This window comes from Pseudomonas sp. P7758 (assembly GCF_013386485.1).
Taxonomy (GTDB): Bacteria; Pseudomonadota; Gammaproteobacteria; order Pseudomonadales; family Pseudomonadaceae; genus Aquipseudomonas.
Window position 1 is genome coordinate 1 of sequence record NZ_JACARS010000039.1, and the last position, 11403, is coordinate 11403.

At 62.8% G+C, this 11403-nt stretch carries 12 protein-coding genes; 3 read left to right on the top strand and 9 right to left on the bottom strand.

Annotated elements, in window-relative coordinates; all coding sequences use genetic code 11:
• Positions 1 to 198: 198 nt before the first annotated feature.
• From HX873_RS09580 to HX873_RS09615, 8 genes are all read right to left on the bottom strand, one after another.
• Positions 199 to 969: an SDR family NAD(P)-dependent oxidoreductase gene (locus HX873_RS09580; protein WP_087693857.1), complete on the bottom strand. Its 771-nt coding sequence runs from the start codon at positions 967 to 969 to the stop codon at positions 199 to 201.
• Between the two features lie 26 nt (positions 970 to 995).
• Complete coding sequence (gene rhaT, locus HX873_RS09585) at positions 996 to 2054, bottom strand: L-rhamnose/proton symporter RhaT (RefSeq protein ID WP_102605252.1); 1059 nt, start codon at positions 2052 to 2054, stop codon at positions 996 to 998.
• A 40-nt stretch (positions 2055 to 2094) separates the two neighbouring features.
• Positions 2095 to 2415, bottom strand: a complete 321-nt coding sequence (gene rhaM / locus HX873_RS09590) for an L-rhamnose mutarotase (protein ID WP_102605251.1) — start codon at positions 2413 to 2415, stop codon at positions 2095 to 2097.
• Complete coding sequence (locus HX873_RS09595; RefSeq protein WP_087693854.1) at positions 2415 to 3296, bottom strand: amidohydrolase; 882 nt, start codon at positions 3294 to 3296, stop codon at positions 2415 to 2417. The genes rhaM and HX873_RS09595 overlap by 1 nt, the downstream gene beginning before the upstream one ends.
• Positions 3297 to 3366: 70 nt before the next feature.
• A complete protein-coding gene (gene aldA / locus HX873_RS09600) occupies positions 3367 to 4800 on the bottom strand; it encodes an aldehyde dehydrogenase (protein WP_177122613.1) in 1434 nt (477 codons plus the stop codon).
• Positions 4801 to 4810: 10 nt separating this feature from the next.
• Positions 4811 to 5611 (bottom strand): HpcH/HpaI aldolase/citrate lyase family protein, encoded by an 801-nt coding sequence (locus HX873_RS09605; RefSeq protein WP_177039968.1) that lies wholly within the window; start codon positions 5609 to 5611, stop codon positions 4811 to 4813.
• 11 nt (positions 5612 to 5622) lie between these two features.
• Complete coding sequence (gene rhmD / locus HX873_RS09610) at positions 5623 to 6807, bottom strand: L-rhamnonate dehydratase (protein ID WP_008431312.1); 1185 nt, start codon at positions 6805 to 6807, stop codon at positions 5623 to 5625.
• Positions 6808 to 6822: 15 nt separating this feature from the next.
• Entirely contained in the window at positions 6823 to 8118 is a 1296-nt protein-coding gene (locus HX873_RS09615; protein ID WP_087693850.1) for an MFS transporter, read from the bottom strand.
• Positions 8119 to 8235: 117 nt separating this feature from the next.
• Between HX873_RS09615 and HX873_RS09620 the strand changes: the two genes are divergently transcribed.
• The 3 genes from HX873_RS09620 to HX873_RS09630 all read left to right on the top strand — a co-directional run bounded on the left by HX873_RS09620 (position 8236) and on the right by HX873_RS09630 (position 10720).
• Complete coding sequence (locus tag HX873_RS09620; protein WP_087693849.1) at positions 8236 to 9177, top strand: LysR family transcriptional regulator; 942 nt, start codon at positions 8236 to 8238, stop codon at positions 9175 to 9177.
• A 92-nt stretch (positions 9178 to 9269) separates the two neighbouring features.
• Positions 9270 to 9788, top strand: a complete 519-nt coding sequence (locus HX873_RS09625) for a sigma-70 family RNA polymerase sigma factor (RefSeq protein WP_087693848.1) — start codon at positions 9270 to 9272, stop codon at positions 9786 to 9788.
• Entirely contained in the window at positions 9785 to 10720 is a 936-nt protein-coding gene (locus HX873_RS09630; protein ID WP_008431320.1) for a FecR domain-containing protein, read from the top strand. The genes HX873_RS09625 and HX873_RS09630 overlap by 4 nt, the downstream gene beginning before the upstream one ends.
• Positions 10721 to 10816: 96 nt before the next feature.
• Here the strand turns inward: HX873_RS09630 and HX873_RS09635 are convergent.
• The coding region (locus HX873_RS09635; protein ID WP_177122614.1) for an ABC transporter ATP-binding protein at positions 10817 to 11403 on the bottom strand (587 nt) is incomplete at its 5' end.

Below are 11403 nucleotides of genomic sequence, written 5' to 3' on the forward strand. Positions count from 1 at the left end.
ACGCTGGCCGAACGCAGGTAGCACGGGGCAGGGACGCCCTGTCGCGGCGGCCCGCTTCGTGCTGCCGGAGTGAGGGCACACCGAGCCTGAGCGAGGTGCCGAGTGGTGGGGTACTTTTGGGCTCCTTTCAAAATTGACCCGCTGTAAGAGCGGAACCCATACCAGCCAACACCCAGAAAACGGATATGCCCCCCAACGCTACTGCAAGTTGACAAACAATCCCCCGTCTACCAACAGCGAAGCTCCGGTCACATACCGCGCCATGTCCGAGGCTAGGAACACGATGGGCCCCGCGACGTCGTCAGGTTCACCCAGGCGCCCCAACGGCGTGCGCGAAGTCATGTACGTCAGCTTCTCCTCGTCGGCCAAGTCTTCCTTGTTGATATCGGTGGCAATCGTTCCCGGCAGCACCGAGTTGCAGCGAATACCATACGGCCCCAACGCAATCGCACAGGACTGCATCAACGAGTGCAGCCCGGCCTTGGTCGGCGTGTAGTGCGTCTGCATCCCGCCACCCACCAGCGCACTGATGGAACTGACGGCGATGATCGCGCCGCCCTTGCCCTGGTTTTTCATCTGGTTTGCCGCCGCTTGCACGGCGAAGTAGGCGCCGTTGAGGTTGGTGTTGACCGTCTTCAGGTACACCTCACGCGGCATGTCGAGAAACGAGTGGAACGGACAAATCCCGGCGTTGTTGACGAACACATCCACACTGCCGAATGCCTTGAGCGCGCCGGCCACCAGTTTGTCGCCGGTGTCCGGATCAGCCGCATCGCCGCCCACCTCCACCGCTTGGCCGCCGAACGCCTTGATTTCCTCGATCAACGAAAACGCCGCTTCAGTGCCTTGGCCGCTACCACTGTGGCCGATGACCACACGGGCACCCTGGCGTGCACATTCCCTGGCGGCGGCGCGGCCGATTCCACGGGAGGCGCCAGTAATAATCACGGTTTTGTCTGCAAGTAACATAAGTGAACTCCTGAAAAAAAGCGGCCTCAGCCGAGATAGTTGCCGTAACCGACCATGGCAATGGCACCGAGAATCACCGCGATACCCGCGGCCAATACGCCTTTGTTGGTGGCGCTGGTGCCCTGCCATTCGCGGAAATACAGGCCCCAGCAGTTGGATACGATGATGATGAAAGACATGTGCAACACCCACGAACTGGCGTCGTTCTGCAGGCGGCTTTCGCCCATGCCGTAGAAGAAAAACTGCAGGAACCACAGGGTGCCGGCACACGCCACCAACAGGTAGTTGCCAAGCAGCGGAGTGCTGCGGTCGGTGTAGTTGTGGAACGTGCGGTTGCGCCAGTTCAGCCACAGGCACCAGAGGCCGTTGGTGGTCAGGCCACCCCACATGATCACCATGAAGGTCACGTTGTTCTGGAACAGGCTGTTGGCGCCATGCTCGACAGCCGCGGCAGCCAGTGGGCGCCCGGCTGAAATACCGTAGCTGAAGCACGCGCTCAGCACCCCGGAGATCACCGCAACCAGCATGCCCTTGGCCACCGAAAACTCGCTGATGCTGGCGAATTTCACCGCTTCCGGCACTTCTCGTTCCTTGATCAGCCCGGCCTTGCCGCACACGGCGATGCCCACCAGCGATACCGCCACGCCCCACAGCACCCAATGCCCGCCCTGGGAGGCGAGCATTGAGGTCAGGGTGCCTTCGGTGGCGTCGGTGAACAGGTCGCGATACAGCGCCGGCATCAAGGCGCCAAGGGCCGAGGTCAGGCCCAGTACCAGCGACATGCCCAGGGACAGCCCGAGGTAGCGCATGGTCAGGCCGAAGGTCAGCCCGCCGATGCCCCAGAGCACGCCGAACAGGTAGGTCCAGAGCAAGGTGCTGCTGTCGGCCTGGCGCAGGATGTCGGCCCAGCCGGGCACGGTCAGTTGCGCGGCAATCAGCGGCACGATCAGCCATGACACCAGGCCGCCGGTGATCCAGTAGCTTTCCCAGGCCCAGCCGCGGACTTTCTTGTAGGGGATGTAGAAGCTGCCGGAGGCGAAGCCGCCGATGAAGTGCAGAATCACACCGAAGAGAATGATTTCCACGTAGTCGAATCCTTTTTTATTGTTGTGGTAGCGCGCTGTTTCAGCCTGGGGTAAGGCTGAACATCGGGATTAAATCCACGCTGACGGGCGAGGCGTCCGGCTGGCTGGGCATGATGTCTTGCATGTACTGCCACCACCGTTGCATAAGCTCGGTGCCCGGCAGTGCGTCGAGCCCGTGCCGCTCTTCGTGGGTCATCACGGCGAACAAGGCGTTGCTGGCCTCGTCGAGGAAGATCCGGTAGTCCACCACGCCGGCATCACGCAGGGCCTGGGCCAGTTCGGGCCAGATCTCATCGTGGCGTCGACGGTACTCGGCGTGCTGACCGGGGTTGAGGTTCATGCGAAAGGCTCGGGTCTGCATTACTTGCCTCCGTGGGGTGGCGTAGGACTGTAGATGCGCACCGCGTTGTGCAGGAAAAACTTGCCCTGTACGTCCTCGGGTTTGCCCGCCATGCAGGCTTTCACCAGGCCCAGGGTGGTGGCGAAACTGGCCAGGTGATCGCTGTTGGGCCAGTCGCTGCCGAAGAAGCAACGGTCTTCGCCAAAGGCTTCCCACAGCACGGCCAGGCGGTCGTTGTAGAACGCCGGGTCAAGGATCAGACCCTGCGGGCCGACCTGGGGGATTTCCGCCAGTTTGGCAAATACATTCGGCCGCTCTGCCAGGCGCATCAGGTCGGCGTGATACGCGGATTCTTCGCCGGCGGGCACGCTGGCATTGGGCAGGTGATCGACGATGATGCGCAGCTCGGGCAAGGCATCGCTCAAATGCAGCAGCCCTTTGATCAAGCGCGGATTGGGGTTGGCGCTGTCCAGGCCACGCCCGTATTCGGCGAGGCGGCGCAGGCCTTCGATAAAGCCGGGGCGCTTCTGGTCGTCTGGCAAATCGCGGTCCCACAGGTTGCCGTAGCGCAAACCGAGGAACAGCGGTTCATGGGCCAAGGCATCGAGGTCTGCCGCAAAGTCGCCGTGCAGCGGGTCAAGGTTGCCGACGAAACCGAGCATGCGCAGGTCGCTGCGCAGGGTCTCCAGCAACCAGCGGTTGTCGTCGCGCCACGGGCTGGCTTCCACGGCAATCGCGCCGATCACGTTATGTTCGCCTGCCAGCGGCCAATAATCCGCCGGCAAATGTGCGGCATACAGCGCGTTTCCCGGCTCGGGCCAGGGAATACCCTGGGGGCGGCGCGGGTCGAACAGGTGCAAATGGCTGTCGATGATCGGCCCGCTGTAAGGGGTAAGGGGCATAGCGCAATCCTTCGGAACAATGGATGGGGAAGGGCCCGCACGCTACCGCGCCAAGGCCCGTTGCACCACTTCAGCTCTGCAAGTACACCGCATGGGTGTGGGTGTACTCGTACAGGCCGTGCTTGCCATCGGCGCCGCCGATCCCGGATTTACGCACGCCGGCATGAAAGCCTTGCATCGCCTCGAAGTTCTCGCGGTTGACGTAGGTTTCGCCGAACGACAATTCGCGCACCGCCTGCATCGCCTTGCCCAGGTCGCGGGTGTAGATCGAGGAGGTCAGGCCGTAGTCGCAGTCGTTGGCCATGGCGATGGCCTCATCCAGGTCGTCGACAATCTGGATCGGCAGCACCGGGCCAAAAATTTCTTCGCGCATGATTTCCATGTCGGCGTGGCAACCGGCCAATACCGTCGGCTGGAAGTGAAAGCCCTGGCCCAGGTCGGCGATCTGTCCACCGGTGACCAGCGATGCACCCTGGCTCAAGGCGGTGCGTACCTTGCGATTGACGCTGTCCAGGCCTTGGCGGTTGATTAGCGGGCCCATCTCCACATCGGCCTGGGCGATGGGGTCGCCGTAGCGGGTGGCGGCCATCGCGGCGCTGATGCGCTCGATAAACTGGTCGGCCACCTTGCGCTCCACGTACACCCGTTCGGCGCAGTTGCACACCTGGCCGCTGTTGATGATCCGCGAGTCGCGAATGGCGTTTACCGCGAGGTCCAGGTCGGCATCGGCGAGGACGATGGCAGGTGCCTTGCCACCCAGCTCGAGGTTGAGCTTGGTGATATGGGGGGCGGCGGCAGCCATGATCCGCGAGCCGGTGGCGACGCTGCCGGTGAAGCTGATCATGTCCACGCCCTTATGGGCGGTGAGGGCGCCACCGACGCGGCCATCGCCGCAGACCACATTGAATACCCCGGCCGGCAGGTCGGTCTCGGCCACCAGTTTGGCGAACTCGAAGCAGTTGTTCGGCGTTTCTTCGCTGGGTTTGATCACGATGGTGTTGCCGGTGAGCAACGCCGGGGCCATCTTGCGGGCGATCAAAAAGAACGGGAAGTTCCACGGCAGGATGCCGGCCACCACACCCAGGGGTTTGCGGAACAGGAAGATATTTTCATTGGGGCGGTCGCTGGTGATGATCTCGCCTTCAATGCGGCGCGCCCACTCGGCCATGTAGTCGAGGTAGTCGGCGGTGAAGTTGACTTCCACTTCCGCCAGGCCGCTGACTTTGCCTTGCTCCAGGGTGATGGTGCGCGCCAGGTGGGCGACGTTTTCCCGCAGCTTGGCGGCGATGCGGCGCAAGTGCCCGGCACGTTCGATCGCCGGTTTGCGCGCCCAGTCTTTTTGCGCATGATGTGCGGCAGCCAAGGCTTGGTCGATGTCTTCGGAGGTGGACGCCGGGACCTTCGACAGCAGGACGCCGGTAGCCGGGTTCAACACATCCAGGTGGGCATCGCTCGGGGTAAAGCGGCCGTTGATGAAGTTCTGGTAGACCGGTACGGATGACATGCTTGGCTCCTCAGTAGGTACGTGACGGCGCCTTGGCGTCGGCGGCTGGGCGATAGCGGGCCAGGGTCGACATGGCACCCTGGCGCAGCAGGCTGATGTCGATGGCCACCGCAATGAACTGGCAGCCCCAGGCTTGATAGCGGCGGGCGTCGTCTTCGTTGGGCGCGAGAATGCCGCAGGCCTTGCCGGCCGCCAGCGTGGCATTGACCGCGTACTGGATGCGCTCCTGTACCTCGGGGTGCCCGGGATTGCCGGCGTGACCGAGGCCGATGGACAGGTCGGCGGGGCCTATAAACACCGCGTCCACGCCTTCCACCGCCGCAATCGCCGCGACGTTTTCAACGCCGAGACGCGACTCCACCTGCACGATCAGGCACAGCTGTTCATGGGCGGTGTTGAGGTAATCCGACACGCCGTCCCAGCGGGTGGCGCGGGTCAAGCCGCCACCAACGCCACGAATACCGTGGGGCGGATAACGCATCGCGCGCACCAGGGCCTGGGCTTGCTCGGCGGTTTCGACCATCGGGATCATCAGCGTCTGGGCGCCGACGTCCAGCAGTTGCTTGATCAGGTTGGCGTCGCTGCTTACCGCGCGTACCACCGGGGCGGTGGTGTAGGGAGCCACGGCCTGGAGCTGGTTGAGCACGCTGGGCACGGTGTTGGGGGCGTGTTCGCCGTCAATCAGCATCCAGTCATAACCGGTGCTGGCGACGATCTCGGCGGCATAGGCGGTGGCGAAGCCGGCCCAGATCCCGTATTGCGCGGCGTCTTTACGCAGCGCGGCCTTGAAAGCGTTGTGGGGCATGTTCATGGCAGGAATCCTCAGCGGTTATACGGACGATGCAGTTGGCAATCGGGGTTGAGGTCCACGCCAAACCCGGGCTTGTCGAGCACCGACAGGCGCATGCGGCCATTCACCGGCACCGGCTCACCGAGCAGTTGCGGGTGGAACATCGGCACCACCTCATCGGCCTTGGGCGCCATCATCAGGAACTCGGCGAACGGGCTGTTATGGCGGGTGGCGACGAAGTGGTAGCTGTAGACCGACGAGCCGTGAGGCACCACCAGCGCATTATGGGCGTCGGCCAGGGCCGAGATTTTCACCAGCTCGGTGAGGCCGCCGCACCAGCCCACATCCGGCTGGATAATGTCGCAGCAACCCATCTCCAGCAGCATGCGAAAGCCCCAACGGGTAGCCTCGTGTTCGCCGGTGGTGACCAACATGCCTTTGGGCACGTTGTTGCGCAGGGCGGCATAGCCCCAGTAGTCGTCGGGCGACAGCGCTTCTTCAATCCATTTCAGGCCGTATTCATGGGCGCCGATCGCCAGTTTGGTGGCGTAGTTCAGGTCCAGGCTCATCCAGCAATCGAGCATCAGCCAGAAGTCCGGACCGACCCGTTCGCGCATGGTCGCCAGTTCCTCGAGGTTTTTGCGCAGGCCTTCTTCGCCTTCCGACGGGCTGTAGTGCAGGGGCATCTTGCCGCCGATAAAGCCCATCTTCTGTGCGAGGTCCGGGCGGGCGCCGGTGGCGTAGAACTGCAATTCGTCACGCACCGCGCCGCCGAGCAACTGGTGCACCGGCTCCTGGCGGATTTTGCCGAGCAGGTCCCACAGCGCCAGGTCGACACCGGAGATCGTGTTGATCACCAGGCCCTTGCGGCCGTAGTACAGGGTGGACTGGTACATCTGGTCCCAGATTTTTTCGATATCGGTGACGCGGGCGCCTTCCAGGAAGCGCGCCAGGTGCTTCTCGACGATATAGGCGGCGGGCTCGCCACCGGTGGTCACGGCGAACCCGACGGTGCCGTTGCTGGCCTCGATTTCGACCACGAGCGTGCCGAGTACGTTGATCCCGAAACTGCGGCGACTCTGGCGGTACTCGGGGTATTTGCTCATGGGGGTGCTGATGTGATCGTCGATCCAGTGGCCGTCTGCCTGGTCGTGGTAGTCCGCGCCGCCGCCGCGCAGGACAAAGGCGCGCACGTGCTTGATTGTGAGATTGCCCATGGTGTGACTCCTTGATTAAACAGTGGCCGGCGTGTTCGTCGCTTTATGGCCTGGGGAATGGATACCGAGTACCAGCAAGGCTGCGACTACAGTGGTGGCGGACAGCAGGTAAAGGCCGGCCGCAGGGGAGTGAAAGGCGGTTTCTGCCCAGTTCTTCAGCACCGGGGCGATAAAACCGCCGAGGGCGCCGAAGGAGTTGATCAGGGCGATGCTGGCGGCCGCTGCGCTGCCGGCCAGGTAGCTGGACGGGAAGGTCCAGAACACCGGTTGCACGGCGATAAAGCCCGAGGCGGCAAAGCACAGGGCGAGCATGCCCAGCAGCGGGTTGGCAAAGGTCACCGAGCAGGCGATCCCGGCGGCGGCCATCAACAGGGTCAGGGACGCGGTTTTGCGGCGCTCGCCGGTGCGGTCGGAATAGCCGGGAATCCACCACGCGGCGAACAGCGCGCAGACCCAGGGAATCGCCGAGACCAGGCCCACCATCAAGCCGACCCTGGTCCCCAGCAGCCCACCGACCTGGGTTGGCAAGTAGAACACCACGCCGTAAACGCTGGCCTGGATCAACATGTACACCAGGCACAGGTACAGCACGCTGGGCTGGCACAGCACAGTGAGCAGGCTACGGCCGTGAGAGGTTTTGTGCTGGTCTTCGCGGTCGAGCAGGTCCTGGATCTGGCGGCGCTCTGCAACGCTCAGCCATTTGGCATCGGCGGGGCGGTTGTCCAGGTACCAGTAGGCCCAGATGCCAACCGCGGTGGCCATCAGGCCTTCCACCGCGAACAGCCATTGCCAGCCGTGCAGCCCAGAGAACCCGTCCAGCTCCAACAACAGGCCCGAGAGCGGGCTGCCGAAGATGAAGGCCAGGGGCGCGCCAAAGTAAAAGAAACCCATGGCCTTGCCGCGCACGGCAGAGGGGAACCAGTAGGTGAGGTAGAGAATCACCCCGGGGAAAAATCCGGCTTCGGCCACGCCCAGCAGGAAGCGCAACAGGTAGAAGCTGGTTTCGTTATGGGCAAACATCATGGCGGCGGACACCAGGCCCCAACTGACCATGATCCGGCACATCCACAGGCGGGCACCGACGCGATGCATGATCAGGTTGCTCGGCACTTCCAGCAGCGCATAGCCGACAAAAAACACCCCGGCGCCAAAGGCGAAGGCGGCATCACTGAGGCCGGTGTCGGCCTGGAAGGCTTGCTTGGCGAACCCGACGTTGGCGCGGTCGAGGAAGGCCATGATGTACATCAACAGCAGAAAGGGCAGCAGCCGCCAGGAAATCTTGGCGAGCAAGGACGCAGGCAGGGTCTTCATTGTTCAGTCCAGTTGTTTTGTTCTTATGGGAAGGACTGTACGGCGCTCCATCTATACGCTACAAATCGAATCTCGCTTACAACTGATAACCTCAGGGTATCGATAACAAGGAAAAAAATGAGTAGTCCCGCAATCTCCCGCAGCCTGTTCAACCGACTGCGCTACAAGCATCTGCATATGCTGGTGGCCTTGAGTTCCAGCCAGAACCTGCACCGTGCGTCCCAAAGCCTGAACATGTCGCAGCCGGCGGCGACGCGCATGTTGCGCGAGATCGAGGATATGTTTGCCTGTGACCTGTTCGAGCGCCTGCCCCGGGGCATGCGCCCGACGGCACTGGGCAAGGAATTGATCCGCTTTGCCGAGTCGGCGCTGAGTGGCCTCGACCGCTGCGCCGAGGAACTGATGATGCGCCAGCAGGGCGGCTACGGGTATTTGTCGATCGGCACCATCATGGGCGCGGCGCCGGACCTTGTGATGGACTCCATTGCGCAGATCAAAACCCTCAACCCGCAGATGCGCATTCGCATCATGGGCGATACCAGCGACCAGGTGATCCAGTTGCTGGAGCAAGGCCGCATCGACCTAGCCATCGCCCGGCGCAACGCCGCCACCGACAGTGAGCATTACACCTTTGAGCCCCTGGGCAACGAACGCATGCTGGTGGTGGTGCACGCCGGCCACCCCCTGGCCCAGCGCGAGCATCTGCCGCTGGCGGAACTGGTCAGTGACTGGCCGTGGATTCTGCAACCGCAAACCAGCCCGGCGCGCATTGGTTTTGATGAAGCATTGCAACACCTGGCCTTGCCGCAGCCGGCGGACATTATCGAGTGCAGTTCGGTGTATTCCATGCAGCAACTGATTCAACTCACCGACGCGATCATGGTGCTCTCGGAAAGCGCCCTGCGGGATTACTTGAAAATGGGCCTCGTGGTGGCCTTGCCGGTGGTGCTGGAGGTGCAACTGGCACCGTTCGGGATGCTGCTGCGCAAGGGCGACCCGGTGAGCCGCGAGTTGGGGTTGTTTATCGACATGCTCAGGCAAAAGGCCGCAATGCTTTAAACATCGTGTGCAAAAGAACGTGGTACGCCGGCAGGTTATTAAATAGAATGAATCTCATTTGAGACTGGCTCGCGCCGCGCAGGTTACTTGCCATGAATGATGCTGTAGTGCCGACGCACCTCGCTGAACCCAGCCTTCACACGTTGTACCGCGACCACCGCAGCTGGCTCGAAAGCTGGCTGCGGCGCCGATTGGGCAACGCCTGGGATGCGGCCGACCTGAGTCAGGACACGTTCCTGCGGGTGCTGGCCAGCGCGCAGCCGATTGCGCAATTGCAGGAGCCCCGGGCCTATCTGGTGACGGTGGGCAAGCGCTTGCTGGTGAATTTTCACCAGCGGCGCAGTCTGGAACAGGCGTATCTCAATGCGTTGATGCAGTTGCCGGAGGCTTGCGTGCCGTCGCCGGAGCAACGCTGGTTGCTGCTGGAAACCCTACAAGCCCTGGATGAATTGCTCGACGGTTTGCCGGCGGTAGTGCGCCGCGCGTTTCTTTGGAGCCAGCTGGAAGGACTCGGCTATCGGGAGATTGCCGAGCGGCTCAAGGTGTCCGAGCGTACGGTCAAGCGCTACATGGCCCAGGCTTACGAGCATTGCCTGCTGGTGGAACTGTGAGCCGTGCTGCGCCGGATCTCGCCCGGGCGGCGGCGCAGTGGCTGGCGTTGCTGGAATCCGGCAGCGCCACCGAACGTGATCACGCCCGCCTGCAGCAGTGGCGTGACAGCCATCCCCAGCATGAGCAGATCTGGCAAAAAGCCCAATCGCTGCGCCAGCGGTTTACCGACTTGCCGCCAGCGCTGGCCATGGCCAGCCTCGATCGACCGCAACCGGGACGGCGTGCAGTACTCAAGCGTGCCTTGGGCGTCGCCGCGTTGTTGCCAACCGCGTGGTTGCTCAGCCGGCAATTGCCTATCGACGTGTGGCGCGCCGACCTGCACACCGCTACTGGCGAACGCAAGCGAGTGCCGCTGTTGGATGGCAGCAGCCTGCAACTGAATACCGCGAGCGCGGTGGACGTGGATACGGCCCGGCGCCGTGTGACGCTGGTGGAAGGGGAGATGGCGTTGACGGTGCCGGGGGCTGGTGCGCTGACGGTGCAGACGCGTTATGGCCAGGTGATCGTCAGCCAGGCTGAAGTGTGTGTGCGGCAGTTGTCTTCCGGGTGTTTGGTGTCGGTGTTGAAGGGCGCGGTGCAGGTGCAGGACCTGCGTGGGCAAGTGGCGACATTGCAGGGGGGGCAGCAGGCACGGTTGCAGGCGTCGGGGATGGGCGCTGCGGTGGGGTTTGATGTGTTGCAATTGGGTTGGCGCGACGGTGTGCTGACTGCGCAGAACCAGCTCTTGGGTGATTTTTTGCGGGAGCTGGAGCGGTATCGGCCGGGTGTGCTGCGCTGGGACCCGAGCCTTGAAGCGCTGCGGGTCACTGGGAGTTTTCAGTTGGCTGATACCAATCGAATTCTTGCGTTGCTGGCGTCGACGATGCCGCTGCAAGTGCAGTCCCGTACGCAGTATTGGGTGACGTTGACGCCGCGTAAATCGGCTGCTTGATGCGATCCTTGTGGGAGCGGGCTTGCTCGCGAAGAACCTGAGAGCTCCGCGTTNNCGCTTTAGCTTTTGATTTTGGGCGGACTCAACACGTGCCTTTCAGATCACATGCGCCCGTTGCAGCTCAGTCAACGCCAGTGCCTTGAGCCGCGCCAACAGCGGATCCCGCCGATCCCGCGGATGCACCAGCTCCACCGCCAGCTCCTGGCGAATACTGCTCGGCCGGTTATCCATCACCAACACCCGGTCACTCAGGTACAGCGCCTCGTCCACATCGTGAGTCACCAGCAGCAGGGCGATCCCGTGGTGCTCGGCCAATTGCAGCAGCAGGTCCTGCAGCTTCATGCGGGTAAACGCATCCACCGCGCTGAACGGTTCGTCCAGCAACAGCACCTGCGGCCGTGAATACAGCCCGCGAGCAATCGCCACCCGTTGCGCCATCCCGCCAGACAACGCCTTGGGCAACGCCTGGCCAAAACCCGTAAGCCCAACCTCATCGATCAACTGCGCGACCCAGGCCTTGTCATAGCCAACGTCATCGCTGAAACCAATGTTTTGCTCCACCGTCAGCCACGGCATCAGGCGTGGCTCCTGAAATACAAACGCGACCTCACCACCGCCTTGCAGCAGTTCCCCCTGATAGTCCTTTTCCAGCCCGGCGACGATCCGCAGCAAGGTGCTTTTGC

Coding starts and splice junctions, on each gene's coding strand:
- HX873_RS09580 (WP_087693857.1), bottom strand. CDS start 969: ATGTTACTTGCAGACAAAACCGTGATTATTACTGGCGCCTCCCGTGGA.
- rhaM (WP_102605251.1), bottom strand. CDS start 2,415: ATGCAGACCCGAGCCTTTCGCATGAACCTCAACCCCGGTCAGCACGCC.
- HX873_RS09595 (WP_087693854.1), bottom strand. CDS start 3,296: ATGCCCCTTACCCCTTACAGCGGGCCGATCATCGACAGCCATTTGCAC.
- aldA (WP_177122613.1), bottom strand. CDS start 4,800: ATGTCATCCGTACCGGTCTACCAGAACTTCATCAACGGCCGCTTTACC.
- HX873_RS09605 (WP_177039968.1), bottom strand. CDS start 5,611: ATGAACATGCCCCACAACGCTTTCAAGGCCGCGCTGCGTAAAGACGCC.
- rhmD (WP_008431312.1), bottom strand. CDS start 6,807: ATGGGCAATCTCACAATCAAGCACGTGCGCGCCTTTGTCCTGCGCGGC.
- HX873_RS09615 (WP_087693850.1), bottom strand. CDS start 8,118: ATGAAGACCCTGCCTGCGTCCTTGCTCGCCAAGATTTCCTGGCGGCTG.
- HX873_RS09620 (WP_087693849.1), top strand. CDS start 8,236: ATGAGTAGTCCCGCAATCTCCCGCAGCCTGTTCAACCGACTGCGCTAC.
- HX873_RS09625 (WP_087693848.1), top strand. CDS start 9,270: ATGAATGATGCTGTAGTGCCGACGCACCTCGCTGAACCCAGCCTTCAC.